Source organism: Catenulispora pinistramenti, from assembly GCF_018274385.1.
GTDB lineage: Bacteria > Actinomycetota > Actinomycetes > Streptomycetales > Catenulisporaceae > Catenulispora > Catenulispora pinistramenti.
Genome location: NZ_JAAFYZ010000007.1, coordinates 65056 through 87732, shown reverse-complemented (window position 1 = coordinate 87732; position 22677 = coordinate 65056). Strand labels below are relative to the sequence as shown.

16 protein-coding genes are annotated in these 22677 nt (G+C 69.6%); 9 read left to right on the top strand and 7 right to left on the bottom strand.

What is annotated here, in order from left to right:
* Positions 1-56: 56 nt before the first annotated feature.
* The 5 genes from KGQ19_RS03425 (at position 57) to KGQ19_RS03405 (ending at position 6684) form a co-directional block, all read left to right on the top strand.
* Positions 57-3311, top strand: a complete 3255-nt coding sequence (locus tag KGQ19_RS03425) for a penicillin acylase family protein (RefSeq protein WP_212007564.1) — start codon at positions 57-59, stop codon at positions 3309-3311.
* Between the two features lie 416 nt (positions 3312-3727).
* Positions 3728-4207 (top strand): hypothetical protein, encoded by a 480-nt coding sequence (locus KGQ19_RS03420; protein WP_212007563.1) that lies wholly within the window; start codon positions 3728-3730, stop codon positions 4205-4207.
* Between the two features lies 1 nt (position 4208).
* A complete protein-coding gene (locus KGQ19_RS03415) occupies positions 4209-5012 on the top strand; it encodes an alpha/beta hydrolase (protein ID WP_212007562.1) in 804 nt (267 codons plus the stop codon).
* A 134-nt stretch (positions 5013-5146) separates the two neighbouring features.
* Positions 5147-5722: a helix-turn-helix transcriptional regulator gene (locus KGQ19_RS03410; RefSeq protein WP_212007561.1), complete on the top strand. Its 576-nt coding sequence runs from the start codon at positions 5147-5149 to the stop codon at positions 5720-5722.
* A gap of 119 nt (positions 5723-5841) precedes the next feature.
* A complete protein-coding gene (locus tag KGQ19_RS03405) occupies positions 5842-6684 on the top strand; it encodes an LmeA family phospholipid-binding protein (protein ID WP_212007560.1) in 843 nt (280 codons plus the stop codon).
* A 44-nt stretch (positions 6685-6728) separates the two neighbouring features.
* Here the strand turns inward: KGQ19_RS03405 and KGQ19_RS03400 are convergent, their stop codons facing one another.
* The 7 genes from KGQ19_RS03400 to KGQ19_RS03370 form a co-directional block, all read right to left on the bottom strand.
* Positions 6729-7832 (bottom strand): extracellular catalytic domain type 1 short-chain-length polyhydroxyalkanoate depolymerase, encoded by a 1104-nt coding sequence (locus KGQ19_RS03400; protein ID WP_212007559.1) that lies wholly within the window; start codon positions 7830-7832, stop codon positions 6729-6731.
* The gene (locus tag KGQ19_RS03395; protein ID WP_438801858.1) at positions 7829-10312 is read right to left on the bottom strand and encodes a beta-glucosidase family protein; all 2484 of its coding nucleotides are present in this window, start codon (positions 10310-10312) and stop codon (positions 7829-7831) included. Before KGQ19_RS03395 ends, KGQ19_RS03400 begins: the two co-directional genes overlap by 4 nt.
* On the bottom strand, positions 10309-11766 hold the full coding sequence (locus tag KGQ19_RS03390; protein WP_212007557.1) for a sulfatase family protein: 1458 nt from the start codon (positions 11764-11766) through the stop codon (positions 10309-10311). Before KGQ19_RS03390 ends, KGQ19_RS03395 begins: the two co-directional genes overlap by 4 nt.
* Entirely contained in the window at positions 11763-13115 is a 1353-nt protein-coding gene (locus tag KGQ19_RS03385) for an MFS transporter (RefSeq protein WP_212007556.1), read from the bottom strand. Before KGQ19_RS03385 ends, KGQ19_RS03390 begins: the two co-directional genes overlap by 4 nt.
* A 10-nt stretch (positions 13116-13125) precedes the next feature.
* Positions 13126-14700: a sulfatase family protein gene (locus KGQ19_RS03380; protein WP_212007555.1), complete on the bottom strand. Its 1575-nt coding sequence runs from the start codon at positions 14698-14700 to the stop codon at positions 13126-13128.
* Positions 14701-14734: 34 nt separating this feature from the next.
* Complete coding sequence (locus tag KGQ19_RS03375; protein WP_212007554.1) at positions 14735-15301, bottom strand: PadR family transcriptional regulator; 567 nt, start codon at positions 15299-15301, stop codon at positions 14735-14737.
* A 73-nt stretch (positions 15302-15374) separates the two neighbouring features.
* A complete protein-coding gene (locus KGQ19_RS03370) occupies positions 15375-16316 on the bottom strand; it encodes a formylglycine-generating enzyme family protein (RefSeq protein WP_212007553.1) in 942 nt (313 codons plus the stop codon).
* 38 nt (positions 16317-16354) lie between these two features.
* Between KGQ19_RS03370 and KGQ19_RS03365 the strand changes: the two genes are divergently transcribed.
* The 4 genes from KGQ19_RS03365 to KGQ19_RS03350 all read left to right on the top strand — a co-directional run bounded on the left by KGQ19_RS03365 (position 16355) and on the right by KGQ19_RS03350 (position 22641).
* The gene (locus tag KGQ19_RS03365) at positions 16355-18133 is read left to right on the top strand and encodes a sulfatase (RefSeq protein ID WP_212007552.1); all 1779 of its coding nucleotides are present in this window, start codon (positions 16355-16357) and stop codon (positions 18131-18133) included.
* Between the two features lie 219 nt (positions 18134-18352).
* Positions 18353-20041 carry a PucR family transcriptional regulator gene (locus tag KGQ19_RS03360; protein WP_212007551.1) on the top strand — a complete coding sequence of 563 codons (1689 nt, stop codon included), beginning with the start codon at positions 18353-18355 and terminating at the stop codon, positions 20039-20041.
* 357 nt (positions 20042-20398) lie between these two features.
* Positions 20399-21595, top strand: a complete 1197-nt coding sequence (locus KGQ19_RS03355; RefSeq protein ID WP_212007550.1) for a serine hydrolase domain-containing protein — start codon at positions 20399-20401, stop codon at positions 21593-21595.
* A 53-nt stretch (positions 21596-21648) separates the two neighbouring features.
* On the top strand, positions 21649-22641 hold the full coding sequence (locus tag KGQ19_RS03350) for an ABC transporter permease (protein ID WP_212007549.1): 993 nt from the start codon (positions 21649-21651) through the stop codon (positions 22639-22641).
* Positions 22642-22677 lie beyond the last annotated feature (36 nt).

The window sequence follows — 22677 nt, the reverse complement described above, 5'->3', positions numbered from 1 at the left end:
TTTTCCTAGGCTTCGAGGCAGGTAGCGCCGTGACATCCTCGAAATGGAGAACGAGCATGCATATCCGTGCCCGAACGATAGCTGCGGCGCTGACCGTGTTGGCGGTGGGTGGGGCCGTTGCGGTGCCCGCGCTGTCGGCTTCGGCGGCGCCTGCGAAACCGGCCACGATCGCCGCGTCCGGTGTCGCCGACGACTGCTTGGGTCAGTGCAACGACATCCTGCCGCCGGGGGAGAACGGCAGCGCCACGGCGACGCAGATCGCGTGGTTCAAGGCCACTGGGAACCGGCCGGCCAACACTGATGACCAGCTCGGCAAGTACGCGAGTCTGGTCGATGGCTATAAGGGCCTGACCAATAGCACGTTGGGCAACTTCTTCAACGACTCCTCGTTCGGCGTTCCGGCCAACCAGGTCACCAGCACCCTGAACCCCGGTGGGCGTACCGATGTCACCATCACCCGGGACACCGAGGACATCCCGCACATCTACGGGACCACGCGGGCCGGTACCGAATACGGGGCCGGATACGCCGCCGGGCAGGACCGGCTGTGGATGATGGACGTGTTCCGGCATCTGGGCCGGGGCGAGCTCAGCGGGTTCGCCGGTGGCGCGGCCGGTAACCGGCAGTTGGAACAGGCCCTCTATCTCAACGGTGCCTACACCGAACCCGATCTGCAGGCGCAGATCGACCGCGTGAAGAACAGCGGACCGCGCGGCGCGCAGGCCTACCAGGACGTGTCCGACTACATCGCCGGGCTGAACCAGTACATCTCCGACGCCAAGGCCGGCCACGTCTTCCCGGGTGAGTACGACCTCACCGGCAACGCCGCTGTCTACACCGGCGCCGGCATCCAGGATTTCCAGCCCACCGACCTGGTGGCGATCGGCACTGTGATCGGCGCGTTGTTCGGTTCCGGCGGCGGCAATCAGGTCGCCTCCGCGCTGGTGAAGGAGGCGGCCGAGGCCAAGTACGGGACCGCTCAGGGTGACGCGGTCTGGAACTCCTTCCGGGAGGAGAACGACCCCGAGGCGGACCTGACGCTGCATGACGGCCAGTCGTTCCCGTTCAACGGCAGCCCGGCGAACGCCTCCGGGGTGGCGATGCCGGACCCGGGCTCGGTCACCCCGCAGCAAATGGTCTTCGACCCGACCGGCTCGGCCGCGTCCAGCACCAGTGCCTCCGCGAAGACTTCGACGACGGCGACCGGTTCGGCCGCGGTCAAGTCGGCGACGTCCAACGCCAACCTCAAGGCCGATCCAGCCCTGGCCAAGCAGGCGAACTCGATGGCAAACGGCGTGCTGCCCGCCGACCTGCTTCAGACCAAGCGTGGCATGTCCAACGCGCTGGTGGTCTCGGGTCAGTACACTGACACCGGGAATCCGGTGGCCGTGTTCGGCCCGCAGACCGGTTACTTCGCTCCGCAGCTGCTGATGTTGGAGGAGATTCAGGGTCCTGGTATCAGTGCCCGGGGTGCGGCCTTCGCGGGTCTGAACTTCTATGTCGAGCTGGGCCGCGGTGCGGACTACTCCTGGAGTGCCACCTCGGCCGGCCAGGACATGATCGACACGTTCGCTGTGACGTTGTGCAATACCGATGGCACGCCGGCGACCAAGGACTCCGACGCCTATCTGTACAACGGTGTGTGCACGCCGATGCAGCAGATCGAGCGGGACGACTCCTGGAGCCCGACCCTCGCCGACAGCACACCGGTCGGCTCGTACAAACTCATCGCTTTCAGAACCAACTTCGGGATCGTCCAAGCACGCGCGACCATCGGCGGCAAACCCGTCGCGTACACCGCGTTGCGTTCGACGTACCAGCATGAGGTCGACACGATCGTCGGCTTCCAGATGTTCAACGACCCGAGCGTGGTGACCGGTCCGGCCGGGTTCCAGCAGGCGGCCTCGAACGTCTCCTACACGTTCAACTGGTTCTACGTCGACTCCCAGCACACGGCCTACTACAACTCGGGTCTGAACCCGACGCGCCCGGCCCAGGACGACCCGAACCTGCCGATCACCGCCGATGCCGCGCACCAGTGGCTGAATTGGGATCCGAGTACGAACACGGTCGCCAACACGCCGTTTGCGGCGCATCCGAACTCCATCGACCAGGACTATTACGTGTCCTGGAACAACAAGATCGCGCAGGACTACTCGGTCTCCACTTTCGGTGACGGTTCGATCTACCGCAGCAACCTGCTCGATGACCGTGTCAAGGGCCTGATCAACTCCGGCACCAAGGTGACCCGGGCCAACCTGACCCAGGTGATGGAGGATGCGGCGCTGACCGACCTGCGCGGGGAGAAGCTGCTGCCGGAGTTGTTGCAGGTGATCGGTACGCCGACGGATCCGACGCAGGCCGCCGCCGTGGCCGAGCTGAAGACCTGGCTGGCCGACGGCGCCCAGCGCAAGGAGACCACGGCCGGCAGCAAGACCTACGCCGACTCCGACGCCATCCGCATCATGGACGCCTGGTGGCCGCTGCTGCTCCAAGCCGAATTCCAGCCGGGCATGGGCACCGACCTGTACAACGCGATGAAGGCTGTGCAGCCGCTCGACCAATCGCCGAACGGCGGCGGCCACAGCGGCTCGTCGTATGAGCTCGGCTGGTATTCCTACGTCGACAAGGACCTGCGCAGCGTCCTCGGCGAATCGGTTCAGGGCCCGTTGGCGCAGAGCTACTGCGGCGGCGGCAACCTGACCGCGTGCCGCACCGCTCTGCTGTCGGCGCTGTCTTCCGCGATCGCCACCCCGGCGGCCACCGTCTACCCGGCGGACTCGGTCTGCTCGGCCGGCGACCAGTGGTGCGCCGACTCCATCCAGCAGCACCCGCTGGGCGGCATCACCGACGACCAGAGCAACTGGCAGAACCGCCCGACCTTCCAGCAGGTCGTGCAGTACCCGGCACACCGCGGCGCGAACGTCTCCGACCTGGCGGCCGCGGGCACTGCGACCGCCTCCAGCATCCAGCTCGGCTACCCCGCGCAAAACGCCGTCACGGGCAACGGCGCCAACCGCTGGGCCAGCAACTGGCACGACAACGAATGGCTGCAGGTGGACCTCGGTTCGGTCCAGCAGATCGGCCGCGTGATGCTGAACTGGCAAGCCGCCTACGGCAAGGCCTACAACATCGAGGTCTCCGATGACGGCACCAACTGGCGCACCGTCTACACCACGACCACCGGCCACGGCGGCCAGGAAATCGATAGCTTCCCGGTCACCTCTGCCCGCTACGTGCGGATGCAAGGAGTCCAACGCGCCACCGGCTGGGGCTACTCTCTGTACCAATTCCAGGTCTACGCCCTGTAGGCGCTGACAAGCACCGCACCCACTCGCCCGGACCGCACCCCAGCGGTCCGGGCGAGACGGCTTCCGTGCCAAGAACGAACACGAGCAGCGCGTCAGGATCATGGCGAACCTCGGGAATCGGCTCAGCCGCGTGTTCAGGCCCGCCGAGGCGAGGTCGGGGGTGTACTGGCCGGCGGCCCGGGTGCGGGAAGACGCTATGTGTGAAGGTATCTACACTTCAGTCAATCTTGTCCTTCATAGTTTCTTCTTAGCTGCTGCTACAGCGTGATGGCGCATGCGATGCTAGATTCCTAGGTATCTAGTCGGCCTGGAGCTTCGCCGAAGGCTGGGCGGCGCGTCGCAGTCGGCTGGGTCAGGTGCTCGCAGCGTCGGCCCTGGTGGGTCCGGCGCTACTGCTACGTCCTGGAGTTGATCGCATGCTGAATTCCACGCCGGATCACGCTGATCCCGCGACGACGGCGCGGAGTCGCAGGGGGCTGTCGAGGCGGGCGGTGCGCATCGTGTTCGCCTGCGGCGGCCTGTATTTCGGCTGGCGCTGGGCTTTCGGTGCGCACGGCCCCGCGTGGCGGCATGCGCTGCAGGTGCTGGTGACCATGTTGCTGCTGGTGACGGTGGCGGAGCTGGTGCGCTGGCTGCGTGGGCGGCGCGGCGGTCGGCAGCCCGGGGGGTTCCCGGTGCGTGCGCTGGTCGGGGCCAAACTGGTGCTGGTCGCGGTGGCGCTGGGCGTGGAGTATCTGCTGCACCGCTGGGTGTCCGCGGACAGTGCGCAGCTCGTGGTCGGGGTGGGGCTGGGCGTGGCGATCGCGGTGATCGGGCCGGTGCTGCACCGGCGGCACAACCGGCCCGGCGCCCAGCTGCGGGTGCCTGTGCCGGCCTTGGACCGGGGGGATGTCTGAAATGGCGGAGAGTGTGTTGAGTCAGACCTTCTATCCCTCGCCCGGCGGCCAGGAACTGCCGTTGCGGTTGTTCTCCACAGCCGGGGCGCCCCGGGGCGCGGTGCTGCTGTTCCACGGTGGAGGTTGGCTGGCCGGCGGTCCGGCGATGTTCGACGCCCACGGCCGGATGCTGGCCGATCGGGGACTGCTCGTGGCCTCCGCCGGATACCGGCTGCTGGGGCAGGGCGCGGCGAGCCTGGCTGATTGCGTGGACGACGCGGTGGCCGCGGCGGGGTTCTTCACCGCCCTGGCCGCCGGATACGGCCTGGGCCCGGAGCGGATCGGGCTGGGCGGGGGTTCGGCCGGCGGGCAACTGGCCTTGGCCGCCGTGCTGTCGCGCGGGGTCGGCGCCGGGGCTTTGGCCCTGTTCAATCCGGCGCTGGATCTGCGGGCGCCGCTGCCGGCCCTGACCGGTTCGGACCAGCCGCTGTACACGGTGCTGGGCCTGGACGCGGCCGCCGCGGGCGCCCTGTCGCCGATGGCGATGGTGGGTCCGGGAGCGCCGCCATGCCTGATCCAGCACGGCACCGCGGACCGTGTCGTGCCGATCGGGCAGGCCAGAAGGTTCCAGCAGGCGATGGTCGCGGCCGGGAACCGGTGCCGGCTGGTGGAGTATGACGGCGCCGATCACGGCTTCTTCAACCCCGGAGCTGCCAACGCCGATGGCGTCGACAACGCCGACGGCGTCGACTGGTGCGCCGCAACCGCCGACGTCGCCGCCGGTTTCCTGCTGGAACATCTGAAAACGGCACGTGGAGCCGGATAGGGCGGCATCCGTTCTTCGAACTTTGCGACACCACTGACAGGAGCACCGCATGAAGACGGTCGTACCGCAACGGCAACCGGGTGACCCACTCACGAGACCGCCAGCGCGGCCAGTACAGAAAGCCGCGAACGCCGATGCCTCTTGATTACGTCATCCTCGGAATGCTGGCGCTGCACCGGATGTCCGGCTACGACCTGCGGCGCTGGATGGAAGGGCCGGGCCGGTACGTCGGTTTCGGAGTGCAGCTGCCGCACATCTACCGCCGACTGGCCAAACTCGCCGAACAAGGGTGGATCCAGTTCGAGACGGATCCGCGCGACGGGGCACCGGACGCCAAGGTCTACACCCTGACCGAGGCCGGGGAACAAGCCCTTGAGGAGTGGGCGCGCGCTCCCTACGAGCCTTCGCCGCGCCCGATGGACCCGGATTTCAAGCTCCGCTTTCTGTTCGGTGGCCAACTGGACCCGCAGATCGCGATCGAGCTGCTGCGCACCGAACTGGACTACCGCCGCGCCCAGCGCGGCGGACCGCGGGTGCCCGGCTACGACGCCCGCCACACCGTGTTGCAGCCGGAGTTCTCACAGATCGACCCGGAATGGGCCCGCGAGGTCCACACCCTGACGCACGAACAGGGCTACGCCTCGACTTCGGCGTACATCGCCTGGCTAGAGCTCACGTTGGAGCGGCTGGAGGCCAAGTACGTCTGCTGAGCTCCGCGGCGCCCCGAACCCCGACCCTCCGAAAGAGGTTCCTGAGTCCCGCCGGCCTGCCTGTATGCCGAGGAGCACCAGGCCGCCACCCGAACTCGCAGTCCTGTGACATCAGCCCTGTGACATCAGCCTCTGGTATCGCACTCCACATCGCCGACCGCGGCTCGGACGCCGCGGTCGTCACCGCACCGACCACCATCTCGATCGGAGACCGGTCCATGAAGCCGCGCCGCCGCCACGTCCTGCTCGCCGCGGGCACCGCCCTGACCCTGACCGCCGCCACCGCCGTCGATCTCGCCGTGGAACACACCGCGCGGCACCGTATCGCCCAGAAGGTCGCCTGCCGCCTGCACCCCAGCGGCGGCATCAGCGCCGACCTCACCTCGCCACTGGCCGGCCTGCGGACCCTCACCGGCGACGTCGGAGACGTCCGCGTCGACGCCCGTGGGGTGCGGAACCACAACACCGATCTGGACCTGCACCTGAACCTGCGAGGCGTCACCACCGCCGGAACCGTCGGCTCGGCGACGGCCAGCGCGGTCATCGGCTTCGACGAGCTCCAAAAGCACCTCACCCGCCCCGCCGTCACCACAGGTCCGAACAGCCCGACCGCACCGGCCACCCTCGGCGACGACGGTACGGACCTCGCCTTCACACAGACCCTGCGCGGCATGCCCGTCACCGTCGTCGCCGCCTTGAGCACCACGCCCGACAGCCTCACCATCACTCCCACTGAACTACAGGTGCTGGGACGCTCCGTCCCCATCAGTGCCCTGAGCCCGACCGCGGCATCCGGCCTGGCAGACAAGCTCAAACCACGCACCATCCACCTGCCCCACCTGCCGGCCGGCACCGCCCTCACCTCCGCGACCGCCGGCCCCGACGGACTCAGCCTGAACCTCGCCATCGCCCATCCCACCGCGAAAGCCCTGACCGCCGACCACCCGACCGCCTGCGCCTGACTCGCCCTGAAGGACAGGTGGGCGTGATGCTGGCCTCGCGGGTATCAATCGTGTGCGCACGGTGCGCCGCCCATGCGGATCCGGTCGAAGAATCTCCACGCGGCCTGGGACGCGTCGGGCCCGTCGGGGTCGGTCATCGTGGCGTAGGCCGGGTCGGAGGAGCCGCCGGACCATTGGTGGCCCATGCCATGGACAGTCCAGAATTGCAGGGCCACGCAGTCGCGTGTACCGCGGTCGTAGTCCTCGACTGTGTAGGCCTGTCCGGACGGGGTCGTCGCGTTCGTGACCTCGGTGGGTTGTGGTGCGATCGGTTCGAGGTTCCGGGCGGCCAGCGCGCTGTTGTCCGTCTGCCGCCACTGCTCCAATGCCTGCCGCCCGCACTGGTACGGGACCGTCTTGTCGGCGTCGCCGTGGAAGAAGATCGCCGGGACGTCGCGTTGTCGCGGGCCCATCTGCGCGGAAGCCTTCCGCGCCAGCGACGTGGTGTCGGCGGCGGGTATCCACGTACCCAGGCAGCCGATCGGGCCCCGGTCGTAGGCCGCGCCGGAGAACACGCCGATGGCCGCGTACAGGTCTGGGTAGTCGGCGCCGAGCATCGAGGTCTCGAAGCCGCCGGAGGACATGCCCATGGCGTACACCCGCTGCGGGTCGATGTGCCAAGCCGCCATCACAGCGTGCGTCATCCCGGCGATGGCGCCCGCGTCGCCGTGCCCGCGGGTCTCTCCCGCGGGGAAGTCGGCGGCGCGCCAGCATTCCTTGTTCAGGGTGCGGTCGACGGCGTCGCCGTCCGGGTACAGCGTGATGACGCCGTTCTGTTCGGCGACCTGGTCGAACTGGCTTGAGGCCGCGCGCTGGTCCGCGGTCGTGTCGCAGCCGTGCAGGAGGACCACCAGCGGTGCGGCGGCTGACGCCCGGTAGGTCGAAGGGATGTAGAGGCTGTAGTTGTAGATGTCGCCGTGGTCGTTGAATGTCTGGTGCAGATACTTTCCCGGGCCGGGGAAGGCTGCCGTGGATGACGTCGCGGTGCTTGTGCCCGGGTGGCCGGCCGCCGGCGTCGCCGATGCCTGCTCGCTCATGAATGCCGTCGTGCCCATGGTGGCGGTGATCAGCACGGTCCCGGCTATGAAGGCCCTGACTCTCGTTCTCACTGGTCGAGCCCCACTTCGAGCTGTGCGGATATCGGCAGGTCGGCGATGCTGTGTCCGGCCTCGATCCGGTAGCTGCCGGGCACCGTGACCCAGGCGTCCGCGCTTTCGTCCCATATCTGGAACGTGCGATCCGGGACGGTGACGGAGACCTCGATGAGTTCGCCGGGGCCGGCCGTCACCGTCGCGAAGCCGGCGAGTTGCCGTCGCGGCCGATCGGGGGAGCCGGCGGGATCGCCGACCGGTCCCGCATAGACCTGCACGACCTCCCGGCCAGGGCGGTCTCCTGTGTTGCGGACCCGGACGCGTGCGGTACCGCCGATGATGTCGACGCCTTCGTAGTCCCAGTCGGTGTAGCCGAGGCCGTATCCGAACGGGAAGGCGGGCTCGGTGCCGGCGCGCTGCCAGGCGCGGTAGCCGATGAAGGGTCCTTCGTCGTAGGGCAGGACGCCGTCGGTCGGGGTGACCTCGGACACCGGGGCGTCAGCCAGTTCCACCGGCCAGGTGGTCGGCAGCCGCCCGCCCGGCTCCTCGACGCCGAGCAGCACGTCGGCCAGGGCCGCGCCGCCCTCCTGGCCGGGGAACCAGGACAACAGGATCGCCGCGACATCCTCGCGCCACGGCATCTCGACCGGTGCCCCGGCGTTCACCACCACCACGGTGCGCGGGTTGGCGGCGGCGACCGCGGCGACCAGGTCGTCCTGGCGGCCCGGCAGCCGCAGCGATGCGCGGTCGAACCCCTCGCTCTCCACCCGCTCGGTGGTGGCGACCACGACCACCGCCACGTCGGCCTCCGCCGCAGCGGCCACCGCCTCGGCGATCAAGTCGTCGTCGGCACGCTCTGGGGCGCGGTGGCCGAGCGCGAAGGCCACACCGCTGAGCGGACCGTGGTGTCCCTTGGGACTCTGGCTGCGCAGGCTGACCTGGACTGTGCGCCCGGCCTCCAGCTCCACCGATCCGGCAGCCGTGAACCGATTGCCCAGTACGGCGGCCACGATGTCGTCGTCGGCCGCGGGCTCGGTCTCCTGTGTCAGTTCCCTGTTGTCGACGACCAGGCGGAACGGCCCGGAGCCGTTGATCCCGAAGTGGTGTCGTCCGCTCTCCCGCGGCGTGAACGTCCCCGCGATCTCGACGCTGTCCAGGGCGTCGAAGTCCGCGCCGCCGGGCAGGTCGGAGGACAGCCACCGGGCGCGGCCGAAGGGCGACGGCTCGTCGGCGAGGGTGCGGCCGTCGGCGTCGCGCAGCACGGTCCGCAGCGCGAAGCCTTCACGGGCGACGTCGAGTTCGCCGTCGGGGTCGGGGCCCATCGCGTAGGTCAGCTTCATGGCGGCTGCCGGCAGCGCGGTCTGCAAGGCTGCCAGCGGCGAGACGACCCGCGTCGGGAACACGGTCGCGGAACCGCCGCCGAGGATCCGGGCGTCACGGGCCGCGCGGCCGATGAGCGCGACGCGGGTGACCGCCGCCGGATCCAGCGGCAGGATCCGGTCCGCGTTGCGCAGGAGCACGATGGAGCGCGCGGCGATCTCGCGCGCGACCGCCTCCCCGTCGAGCGGCGCGGGGCGGCGGTCCTCGGGGACCACCGGTCCGGCACCCGCGAGCAGCCCGACGCGCGCGGCCAGTAGCAAGACGTGCCGCACCGCGTCGTCGACCACTGATTCGGCGACCCGGCCGTCGCGCACCGCGCCGGCGAGCGCGGGCCCGAACACCGTGACCGGGCCGGGCATCGCCACGTCCAGCCCGCCGGTGATCGCGCGCACGGTGTCACGCGCGGCGAGCCAGTCGGAGACCACGACGCCGTCGTAGCCCCACTCCTGGCGCAGCACGCCGATCTGCAGGTCCCGGTTCTCCGTCATGGTCGAGCCGTTGACGCTGTTGTACGCGGACATCACCACCCACGGGTTCGCCTCGGCGATGATCTGCTCGAACGGTGCCAGATACAGCTCGCGCAGCGTCCGCGCCCCGACCCGGTTGTCGACGGTGAAGCGGTCGGTCTCGGCGTCGTTGGCCACGAAGTGCTTGACTGTGGCGCCGATGCCGCCGTCCTGAACGCCGGCGACGTGGTTCGCGCCGATCCGCGCGGTCAGCAAGGGGTCCTCGGAATAGGACTCGAAGTGGCGGCCGCCGCGCGGCGAGCGGTGCAGGTTGACGGTGGGCGCGAGCAGCACGTGCACACCCTTGCGGCGTGCCTCCTGGGCCAACACCTGTCCGGCCCGCCGGGCCAGCTCCGGATCCCAGGTCGCCGCCAGCGCCGTGGGGCTCGGCAGCACCAGCGACGGGTCGCCCGGATCCCACGACGCGCCACGAACACCCACCGGTCCGTCGGACATCACCAGCGAACCCAGGCCGATCTCCGGGAGCGCCGGGAGCGACCACAGGTCCTGGCCGGCCAGCAGGCGGGTCTTGGCATCCAGGTCCAACCGCTTCAGCGCGGCCTCGACGACGTCGGCGTACTCGGGGTGTTCCACTTTGTCAGCTTTCTTCATAGGTCCGGGCCGTTCACGAGGGCGGCACCGGGGGCGGGTAGCTGCACGGTCGGCAGGCGCGGGTCGGTGTCGGGCGGGAGGACGTCGGCGGTCTCGACCAGCCAGCGGGTCATGGCGTCGTGCAGACGGCGCTCTGTTTCGGCGTGCTCGGGACGGCCGGCGAGGTTGGTCTGCTCGTGGGGGTCGTCGCCGCGGCGGTAGAGCTCGGGTGGCTCGTAGAGCCGCCAGACGTAGGTCCAGTCCTGGTCACGCACCGCCACGGCCTTGCCGACCAGGGTCGGGTCCTCGTGCTGCAGCTCGGCCTTCTTGTCGTAGGGGAAGCCGGCGCGCTCCAGCCGCGGTTCCTCCTCGACGGTGAACCCGCCTTCGGTGAACGCGTACTGGCGGTGCGGCGCGGCCGGATCGTGCAGCAATGGCAGCAGGCTGCGGCCGAAATGCCGGTGGGGTGCTTCGACGCCGGCCAGTTCCAGCACGGTCGGCAGGACGTCGACCATCTCCACGAGCGCCTCGCGGACCTGTCCGGCCGGCAGTCCCGGGCCGCTGATGATGAGCGGGTCGCGGGTGATGCACTCGTGCATGGCCGACGGCCACTTCTCGATCAGGCCGTGGTCGCCGAGGTATTCGCCGTGGTCGGCGAAGAACAGCGTGACGGTGTTCGCCGCGTCGTCCGTCGCGGCCACGGCCCTCATCACCCGCCCGAGCTGGTCGTCCAGCTTGGCGATCATGCCGTAGTAGGTGGCGGTGACCTCTCGCCACTGGTCGGCCGTCACGTCGCCGATCCCGTAGCGATCGCGGATGGCCTGCATGTACCGCGGCTCGCGGGCCGGATCGCCGGGTGCGGCCGCGCCCGGCAGCGCGTCCCGGTCCACCTGGGAATACCAGGGTTCTTCGACCTGGAAGGGACAGTGCGGAGCCACCAACGGCAGGAACAGCACCCACGGGCGGTCCGGGGGATCGCCGAGCCACTGTTCGGCGGTCCGGACCGCGGCCTCGTCGGGGTCGATCCGGTTCTCGTCGTCGATCCGGCCGCGGTAGAACAGCCGGGACCACACGCCCTCGGGATAGTCGCCGCCGTACAGCGCGTTGGGCATTGTCGAGAAGCCGTACTCCTCGACGCTGGACTCGGTGACGCCGGGCGCGAAGGTGTCGCCGCGCATCCCGGCCCAGGCCACGTGGTAGCCGGCCGTCTTCAGTATCCGCAACAGGTTCGGCTCGTGCGGCCGCAGCAGGTGGGTCAGGGTTCGATGGCCCGCGGTGTGCGGGTACCAGCCGGTCAGGATCGAGGCCCGGCTCGGCGAGCACACCGGGTGCTGCACGTAGGCGTTGTCGAACCGGGTGCCGCTCGCGGCGAGCGCGTCGATGTGCGGGGTGCGCACCCGCCGGTTGCCGAACGCGCCGAGGGCATCGGCCCGAAGCTGGTCGGGCATGAAGATGACGAAGTTGGGCTGGTTCACGAGGTCTCCATCAGGGGCGCGCGCAACGCCGCTTCGAGTGCGGCCGCGTCGCGGGCGTAGGGACGGTAGAGCCCGAAGAACAAGGCTCCGTTGGCAAGCATGAGGATCACCGAGAACCACAGGAACGCGGTCTGCAGGCTGTAGGCGTCGCCGACGATGCCGGTCAGCAGATTGGTCAGGGCCCAGCCGACTGCCTCGGCGGACAACATGATCCCGAACGCCGTGCCTCGCATCTCGGGGGCGACGACCGACATGACGATGGGCCGGTTCACCCCGGGCACCACGCTCTGTGTCGCGGCGAGCAGTGCGAACAGGGCCAGGTAGATGCCGAACTGGTGCCAATGGAACTGCGTCAGCGCGTAGCCGATCGGCGCGTACACGAACATCGCGACCTGCATCACCATGATCCGGCCCGAGCGGGGCCGACGGTGGTGGGCCCGGTCGCCGAGCAGGCCGCCGAGCAGGGTCCCGGCGACGTAGGCGACGGCGACCGGCACCGTGATCAGCGAGGCTTCGGCGGTGCTGAAGCCGCGGTCGTCGACCATGAACGTCGGGCCGAAGGTCAGCAGGACGAACTGGCCGGTCACCAGGCGCTGGAAACACATCACGCGGAACGTGCGGTTGCCGAGGAGGATCTTGACGCGTGCTCGTTCCCCCCGGCTGTCAGCGGCCGCCACCTCGCGGGCCACCGGTGTGCCCTCCGCGGCGCCGACGCCGGGGTCGCGCAGGAACACCAGAGTCGCCAGGCCGAAGCCGATCTGGACCAGACCGCTGAGAAGGAACCCGTAACGCCAGCCGTTGTGCAGGTGTGACAGCGCGCCGAATATCGGGCCCATCACCCCCACGCCGATGAACGCGATGCCGTACAGCGCCCCGGCCGCGCGACCGCGGGTCCGGTCGTCGAAGAGGTCGGCTATCAGGCCGTTGGTGAGCGGTCCGCCGCCGGCCAGCCCGAGGCTGATCACCACGACCAGGGCGACGAGCTGGCCGTAGTTCTGGACGAGCCCGGCCGCGGCGGTGAATACGCCCCAGGCGCCGCAACACAGGACCAGCACCTGCTTGCGGGGCCGGTGCCGCGCGACGGAGACCCACATCGGGCCGGCGAAGGCACCGACCAGTTTGGACACCGCGGTCAGCGCGCCGAGGCCGGCGAGCTTCACGTCGAGCGCCTTGCGGATGGCCGGGAACAGCACCGTGATGAGGCTCGACTCGCTGTTGTCCACGCTGAGCAGGCCGCCGAGGATGGCGAGCTGGCGCCGGCGGTGGGGGTCGGCCGGTGAGCCGGTGTCGGTGTCGGTGTTGGTGTCGGTCGGCAGGTCGGTGGAGGGTAGTGCTGCTTCGCTTGACACAGCTCGCCCCCTAAGGCGTGGTGACGGACTCCTGGTCGCGGGTCTGAAGCAGGTGGATCCAGCGTTGGAAGAGTTCGTAGGTGCGCGGCCGGTCCGGGGCGTGCCAGGACACGGGGATGTCCAGGGACGCCAGCCGGCTCTCCAAGTCCTCGGCCAAGTGGGAGCGCCCGGTATCGCGTAGATGTCGGGCGTAGCGGACCGGGTCGTTGTAGTAGGTGGGGCCGGTCTGGAGTGTCGCCTGCATCGGGTCCGGCAGCGCGCCGGGGCGGCCGGCGTACTCGTTCCACCACTGGGCCAGATGGGAGCGCATCGTGGCGGCGAGTTCGGGCTCTGATTCCAGGAGATCGTGCGTGAGGTACGGGTCGTCGGCGACGTTGAACAGCTGCTCCCACTCCGCACGGAAGCAACCGGGATGGTAGGTCCGGATGTAGAGGTGGTCCCTGGTGCGTACGGCCCGTTGGTAGGTGTGGGCTCCGTGTCCCAGTACCAGGTACTCGCGGGAGGGGATCGGCTCGCCGCGGATCGCCGCGGCGAACGATGTGCCCTGCCATCCGGCAGGCGCGCTCATTCCGAGCATCTCGCACAGCGTCGGCGCGTAGTCGATGTTGTAGAGCAGGGCGTCGTTGCGGCGTGCCGTCACCGGCAGATCGTCGGTGACGCCCGGCCAGTAGACGACCAGGGGTACCCGATGCGTCGGCTCGTTGGCCAGACCGTGCTCGGCGTACAGCCCCTGCTCCCCGAAGGACTCGCCGTGGTCGGCGGACACGATCACGGCGGTGTCCTCGGCTATGCCGAGTTCTTCCAAGGCCGCCATCAGCTGCCCGAAGTGGTGGTCCCAGTAGGCGATCGCGCCGTCGAAGCCGTTGACCAGGTGCTCGAAGTCCGCGCGGGACCGGATCGCGTCCGGCATGTTGTGCGGGACCGGGGACGTCCTGCCGCCGACGATCGAGTGGTGCAGGTCCAGGGCGCTGCGCGGGCCGTAGATCTCGGCGTGCGCGGCGATGGTCTGCTCGTCCGGCCAGGCTTGGACGGGTCCCGCGGCGGCCATCTTCTCGGTCCACTCCGCCGGCTGGGTGTAGTTGGTGTGCGGTTCCCAGTACGTGAGGTGCAGGTACCAGTTGTCGTCGTCGGCGTGTCGGCGCAGCCAGTCGATCGCGGCCCGGTTGATGTCCGGGGCCTCCTCGTCGCCGAGTCGGTCGGTGGCACGGATCGCTTCGCGGAAGTTGGCGTGGAAGAAGTAGGCCCGGTGGCGTTCGGCGAACACCGATATCGCGGCCGTGTAGTAGCCGCCGAAGCCCAGGCGTTGGCCGAGCAGCGGCCGGTCGGGTTCGGGTCCGTGTCCGGCGTCCAGGCGGAACTGCGCCGCCGCGCCGAAGTGGCCGATCACCCCGTTGCTGATGCCGAACTGGCCGGAGGTGAGCGCGGTGCGTGAGGGCAGGCAGGGGGAGTCCGAGCAGTAGTAGCGCTCGAAGGTGACGCCCTTGTCGGCCAGCTCCTGCAGGTGCGGTGTGGTCCGGCGGTGGTAGCCGTAGGGGGTGGTGTGGTCGGCGCGGAGGGTGTCCACGTCCACGTAGATGATGCGCATGAGGAGGCGCCTCCGGCAGGGTTCGACGGGGAGATCAGCGCCCGAGCAGTCGCTCCAGGCGGGCCTTGGTCAGCTGAAGCCACGCGATGTAGGAGTGGGCGTACGCGTAGCCGTTCTCGTGGGCCATGATGTGGACTTCGCGGGCCCAGTCCGGGTCGAGCTCAGGGATCTGTCCCTCGTACACGTCGGTGATGGGGAAGTCGGCCGAGGTCCCGTCGTGCTTGATCCGGTAGGCCAGCTCGGTGTCCACGACCGCCAACGCGATCTCCGGACCCAGCTGTCCGGCGAACAGGAACCGCAGCTTGAAATCGGGGTCCATCGGCCGCGGCGACGGCTCGTACGGCGAGCGGGCCCACTCCAGCAGCGCCTGACGACCGGCCTCGGTGAGGCTGTAGAGCTTGGCGTCGGGACGGCCTTCGCGCGGATCCACCTCGAAGGCGACCCAGCCGCGGTCAACCAGCGCGGTCAGCTTGCGGTAGATCTGCGGGGACTTGACGCCGTAGCCGATGTAGCGGCCCGAACCGTCCATCCACCGGCTGATGTCGTAGCCGGACAGGCGTCTCACGGCGAGCACCCCGAGGATCACGTAGTCGAGAAGCATTCGCCGCCCTTATGTACGTAGGAACTTATGGGGCCTCAGTCTCACCGGGCGCCGGGAAGCTGTCAAGACCGCGTTACGCGGACGCCACACAGCGGAAACCCGCATGACCGCTGGAGCTGTCGGGGCTGTTGGCGCTGCGAGCGGCGACGCGGTAGCGGTTGCAGTACGACGCGTGGCACATGTGGGAACCGCCCCGGATCACCTTGTCGTGGCCGGTCGCCGGGCCGGTCGGGTCGACCAGCGGGCGCTCGGTGCCGTGTTCGGTGCGCCACCAATCGGCACACCATTCCCAGACGTTGCCGGAGGTGTTGAACAGGCCGAATCCGTTGGGTTCGAAGGCGTCGACCGGGGCGGTGCCGCGGTAGCCGTCGGCGGCGGTGTTCTTGGCGGGGAACGTGCCGCGCCAGATGTCGCAGCGGTACTCGCCGTCCGGGTCGAGCTCGTCGCCCCACGGGTAGCGCTTCTGCTCCAGGCCGCCGCGCGCCGCGTACTCCCATTCGGCCTCGGTGGGCAGGCGCTTGCCGGACCAGGCCGCGTAGGCGGCGGCGTCGTGCCAGGAGACGTGGACGACCGGGTGGTCCCCGCGGCCGTCGAGCGTGCTGCCCGGCCCTTCGGGCCGGCTCCACATCGCGCCTTCGGCCCCACACCACCACGGGGTGCGTTCCGGCCTTCGGGCGCTGCGGCGCAGCGCCGCGGGCAGGAAGCCGGCGAAGACGTACGACCAGCCGAATCTCTCGGCGTCGGTGCGATGGCCGGTCGCGGCCACGAACTCGGCGAAGGCGTCGTTGGTGACCGCGTGGACGTCGATGCGGAACGGCGCCAGGCGTACCGGCCGCACCGGTCCCTCGCCGTCGTCGGCGAATCCTTCGGCGTCGTCGGCACCCATCAGGAACTCACCGCCCGGCAGCCGCACCATGCCGGCGGTCGATGCGGCCCCGCCGGTCCCGGTGATCGGCCAGGGGACGTGTCGGGGGGCGCGGGTGGGCTCATGCGAAGGCATGCAACACGGCTTCATATGTTCTAATGTACATACCCATTGCGAAGGAGCATCTCTTGCGCGCCGTCATGCTCATGTTCGACACCCTCAATCGCCGGTACCTGCCGCCCTACGGCGCGCAGGGAATCCACGCCCCCAACTTCGAGCGGCTGGCCCGGCACGCCGCGACCTTCGACAACTGCTACGCCGGCAGCATGCCCTGCATGCCGGCCCGCCGGGAGCTGCACACCGGCCGCCACAACTTCCTGCACCGGTCCTGGGGCCCGCTGGAACCGTTCGACGACTCGGTCCCGGCACTGCTGTCCGCCGCGGGCGTGCACACCCACCTGGCCACCGACCACTACCACTACTGGGAGGACGGCGGCGCGACCTACCACAACCGGTTCAGCACCTACGAGCTGTTCCGGGGGCAGGAGGGCGACAAGTGGAAGGGACAGGTCGCCGACCCGCCGATGCCGGCCGAAACGGTGAGCTTCTGGCGGTCCGGGACGCCGTCGTGGCGGCAGGACTGGGTCAACCGGCAGCACATGCCGACCGTCGAGACACACTCGCAGACGCTGACTGTGGACGCCGGCCTGGAGTTCATCGAGACGAACAAGGACGCCGACCGGTGGTTCCTGCAGATCGAGTGCTTCGATCCGCACGAGCCGTTCTTCGCCTACGAGGAACACCGCGAGCACTACGTGCATGACTACGACGGCCCGCACTTCGACTGGCCGGACTACCGGCGCGTCGCCGAGGACGAGGGCACCGTCGACCATCTGCGGGCCGAGTACTCGGCGCTGCTGACGTTCTGCGACGCCTCGCTGGGCCGGGTGCTGGACGCGATGGACGAGCAGGGCCTGTGGGATGACACGATGCTGATCGTCTGCACCGACCACGGTCTGCTGCTCGGCGAGCACGGCTGGTGGGGCAAGACCGTCCAGCCCTGGTACGACGAGAACATCCACACGCCGCTGTTCGTCTGGGACCCCCGAAGCCGGGTACGCGGCGAGCGCCGGTCGGCGCTGGTGCAGACGGTCGACTTCGGACCGACGCTGCTGGAGTACTTCGGCGTCGGATCGACACCGGACATGCAGGGCGTGCCGCTGGCCGAGACCGTCGCGGCCGACACACCGGTGCGCGAGGGCGGACTGTTCGGCAACCACGGCGGGCACGTCAACGTCACCGACGGCCGCCACGTCTACATGCGCGCCTGCGCCACCGAGGCGAACCAGCCGCTGGAGGAGTTCACGCTCATGCCGACGCACATGGCGTCCCGGTTCACCCCGGACGAGCTGCGCGGCGCGAAGCTGGCCGAACCGTTCTCGTTCACCAAGGGTGTCCCCGTGCTGCGGGTCCCCGCCGTCACCTGGGGCAACCCGCACAGCTTCGGAACCCTGCTGTTCGACCTCGAATCAGACCCCGAACAGCGGAACCCGCTGATCGACGACGAGCTCGAACTGCGTATGGCCACACTCCTGGTCCAGCTGATGCGCGCCTGCGACGCCCCGGCCGGCCAGTACCAGCGCCTGGGCCTGCCGGCCGAGGGCCCGGTGGGACCGGAACACCTGCTGGCCCGGGCCCAGCACGACCAGACAGTCAGCTCAGCGGCCCCGCTGCCGCCGCCATCGGAGTTCGAGACCGACGGTCTGGGAGTGCTGTCCACGATCGGCGAGCTTCTCGACGACGAGCGCGCAGGGGAAGTCCTGGCCCGGCAACTGCCGCTGCTGACCCGTGACAGCATGCGCGCCTACGTCGGACACCTGTCGCCCTACCAGCTCGCCGCGGTCACACCCGCGGTCAGTGCGGAAGTGCTGCACACGCTGAAGAAGGAACTGACGGTGTCATCGTGAACGCCTACGAGCGTTCCGCGCCCGGCCGGGGCTCGTGCCGGAGACCGGCCGGGACGTAGGCCCCGGCTATCGCTCGCATCGGGTCGGATACCGCCGGCGGCGGGGCGGGTCCAGCCCAAGATCCTTGCCAACGCGGACTCGGCGGCGTCAGGATGCCTTGGACGGCGAGGGATCCTGATGTGGGAGCGGGCCGTAGATGCGGAAGGCGTGCGATCGGCGATGAAGGCGCATCTACGGGCCAGCCTGGGCCGGGTCATCGAGGACCTGGGCAGCACCCTGCTCGAGGTGGTGTGCGGCGATGCGGTCTCCGAGGCCCGGGTCGGCGGCGTCGTCATCTACGATCCGCTGGAGGAGCAGGTGTCGTGCCTGGACGCGCTGGTCCTCGGCGTGGGGGTGCGGGAGCCGGCGTCGATCGCCGCGCTGCTGAGCGACCCCGTCATGGCCGGTGCGGCGGCGCTGGTGGTCCGGGCGCCCGTCCTCGCTGATCCGGTCGTCACGGCCGCGTCGTCGCGCTCGGGTGTCACCGTGCTGGCCCTGACGCCCGGCGCGACTTGGGCGCAGCTGGCGGCCATGGTCAGGTCGCTGATCGCGGAGGGCGACATCGCCGAGGTGGGTACGCCGACGATGTTCGGGACGCCGGCCGGCGACCTGTTCGCCCTCGCGAACGCCATCGCGGCCTTGCTGGACGCGCCGATCACCATCGAGGACCGCGGCAACCGGGTTCTGGCGTTCTCCGGCCGCCAGGACGAAGCCGACGCCTCGCGGGTGGCGACCATCCTGGGCCGACAGGTCCCTGAGCAGTACACGCGCATCCTCGAGGAGCGCGGTGTCTACCAGGCTCTGTACCGCAGCGAGGAACCGGTGTTCGTCGATCCCCTGCCGGACCTGATAGGTCACGGCGAGATGCCCAGGGCCGCGCTGGTGGTGCGGGCCGGCGACGAGATCCTCGGCACGATCTGGGCCGCGGTGTGGGCGCCGCTGTCGGCCGAGCGTGCGCAGGCGCTGCGCGACGCGGCCAAGCTCGTCGCCTTGCACATGATGCGGCTGCGTGCCGGAGCCGACGTCGGGCGGCGGCTGCACGCCGACCTGGTCGCCACGGCGCTGGAGTCCGGGCCCGGCGCGGCGCAGGCCGTCGCGCGCCTGGGGTTGGCCGAGCGGGCCGCCGTGGTCGTCGCCTTGGACGTCATCGGCTCCATCGGCTCTGACGGCGAGCCGTCCGCCGTGCAGCGCGCGCACCTGGTCGCCGAACGCCAACGCGTGGCCGACGCGTTCGCGGTGCACCTGACCGCCGTGCATCCGCGCTCGGCCGTGGCCGTCGTCGGCGACGTGGTGTACGCCATCGTTCCGGTGCCGCAGCAGAGTGCCGACGGCGCACAGCGCGTCGCCACGGTGGCGCAGGAGTTCCTGCGGCGCGTCGGCACCCGGCACGGGCTGATCGTCGGCATCGGCGAGGTCGGCACCGGCCACGGCGAACTGTTCCGGTCGCGAGCCGGGGCGCACCGGGCCCTGAACGTACTGCGGAACCGGGACGGCGAGGCCTGCGTGGCTTCGATCAGCGATGTCCAGCTCCAAGCGCTGCTGGCGGAGATGGCCGAGACGATCGCCGAGCGCGGCGACGCGCTCGGCGGCCCGGTCGCGCGTCTGGCCCACTACGACTCTGTGCACCGCACCGGCCTGGTCGCCACGCTGCGGGCGTGGCTGGAGGCGTTCGGCGACGTGAACGCCGCTTCGGCGACGCAGTACGTCCATCCGAACACCTTCCGGTACCGGCTGCGCCGGGTCGCCGAGATCGGCCAGATCGATCTGCGCGACGCCGACGCCCGCTTCGCGGCCATGCTGCACCTTCGACTGCAGCCCCCCGGGCGGCCGACGGCCCAGGGCGACCCCGACGCGGATCCGGCTCGCTGACACTCACACCGGTGCCGGTCGGTACCACTGTCCCGCCGGGCGATGACGGGCCAGTCCGATGGCGGGGTCCGTTCCGCGCTCGGGTTCGCGCCCCGCACCCGTCCCGTGAATCAGGACCCTGAGACATTGGCCCGTGACGGGCCGCCGACGATCTTCGTCCTTCTCTACAGATTCCGTCACCCGGCCTTATCCGCCCTGACGAAGCCCCGGCCCGACCGGCGGACATACCCTCGGCACACCGATCCGTGAACCAAGCGGGTGTCTCCCGGTGAGTGAGCCGGGTCGCGACTGAACGAGTCGCTCGCCCCACCCCGGAATCAATCGGCGGATACGACCGCCAGAGACGGATGACGCATCATGATCTCGACTCGACGTTCGGTACTCAAGGCGGGACTGGCCGGCGGACTGGCAGGTGTTCTCCTCACCCAGGGCTCCGAGGCGTTCGCCGCCACGGGCCGGAACCAGACGTTCGATCAGTGGCTGCGCGAGTTCGAGGCGGGCATGCCGGCGCGGTTGGCGACCGCCCACGTCGCGGGGGTCGAAGTCGCGATCGTGTCCAAGAACGCCCCGACACCCTATGCGGCGGCCTTCGGCTACGCCGATATCGCCGCGAACCGCCTGCTCACCCCGACCACGCCCATGCACCTGGCGTCGGTCAGCAAGCTGTTCACCGCCTCGGCCCTGGTCCAGCTGTTCGATCGCTGCGGCCTCGACCTGCACGACGACGTCAACGGTTTCATCGACTTCCCGGTGCGCAACCCCGCTTACCCGGACGTGCCGATCACCCCGCACCAATTGGTCACCCACACCTCCAGCGTCTCCGACGAGAACTACGTGGGCTTCGACGTCGTCGGGGACCCGAAGGAGAGCCTGTCGGACTTCCTGCGCGACTACCTCGTGCCGGGTGGGACCCACTATTCACCGAAGAAGTCGTATCTCCCCAAGCACAAGCCGGCCACGTACTTCGACTACTCCGACGTGGGTATGGCCCTGGTCGGCTATGTGGTGGAGTGCGTCAGCGGACAGGACTTCGCCGCCTCCACGAAGGCGAACCTGTTCGAGCCGCTCGGTGTCACCGGCGCGCATTGGTACCTGCGGGAGTTCGCGCCGGGCGTCTTGGCCGTGCCGTATGAGTTCAAGAAGGGCGCCTTGGCGGCGCTGCCCCAGATGAGCTATCCGGACGTCCCCGCTGGTGCCCTGCGCTGCTCGGTGGCCGATCTGGCGACCAGCCTGCGGGCCATGATCGGCGGGGCGATCGGCACGCCCCCGATCCTGTCGGCGGCCGACGTCGCCGACATGCTGCGCCCCCAGGTCAGTCCGAAGATAGTGCCCTACCAGGGTCTCGGCTGGGTCCAAGAGGTCGTCGACGGGCACCCGTACGTCGGCCACTCCGGCTCGGACATCGGGTTCGCCAACATGGTGGTCCTGACGGAAGACCAGACCCACGCCGTCGCCGTGCTGATCAACACCGACGAGGGCGACGGGTCGTCGGTCACCGACTTCAGGGCCTCGGTCACGACAGATCTCGTCCACGGGGCGCGACTCCTGGGATGAAGGCCCTGCTTCGCGGAAGGTCTCCCCGCTGGCCACTGTGAGGAAGCGACACGATGACGACGATTCTGGAACCGGGCTCGGCGCCGGCGGCCGAGCCGGAAGCCGCGGCGCCGCCGGGCGAGGCCATCGAGGGCCGCTCCCCGGGCCGGATCGCCCTGGGCCGGCTGAAGAAGGACAAGGTCGCGATGGCCGGCGGGGTGACCGTCGTCCTGCTCATCCTGACAGCGATCTTCGCGCCGCAGCTGTGCTCGCTCACCGGCAACGATCCCTACACCACGCACACGAGACTGATCGACCCGAACCTGCAGATCCCCAGCGGCGGCTTCGGCGGGATGAGTTCGCGGCACATCCTCGGCGTGGACGTGCCCACCGGCCGCGACCTGTTCGCCCGGGTCGTCTACGGCGCCCGGACCTCGCTGGGCATCGCCGGACTGGCCACCGTCATCGCCATCGCGATCGGGGTCGGCCTCGGGATGGTCGCCGGCTATTTCGGCGGCCTGATCGACTCGGTGATCAGCCGGACCATGGACGTGATGCTCGCGTTCCCGCTGTTCCTGTTCGCGATCTCGCTGTCCGGAGTGCTCGGCTACTCGGCCTTCGGGCTGACCGGCAACACGCTGCGGATCGTACTGCTGATCTTCATCATCGGCTTCTTCTCCTGGCCGTATATCGGCCGCATCGTGCGCGGGCAGACCCTGGTGCTGCGCGAACGCGAGTTCGTGGAGGCGGCGCGCGTCCTGGGCGCCACCCCGGGGCGGATCATCCTCAGGGAGATTTTGCCCAACCTGACGGCGCCGATCCTGGTCTACGCCACGCTGCTCATCCCGTCGAACATCCTGTTCGAAGCGTCACTGTCCTACCTGGGAGTCGGCATCCGCTCGCCCATGCCGTCCTGGGGCGAGATGGTCAACGAGGCGATCGCCCTGTACCAGGTCGACCCGGAGTTCCTGATCGTTCCCGGCTCGGCCATCTTCCTCACCGTGCTCGCCTTCAACCTGCTCGGCGACGGACTGCGCGACGCCTTCGATCCCAAGGCCAGTCGCTGACCGGGCCAGACCCGAACGAGAGAACAAGGGGCTCAC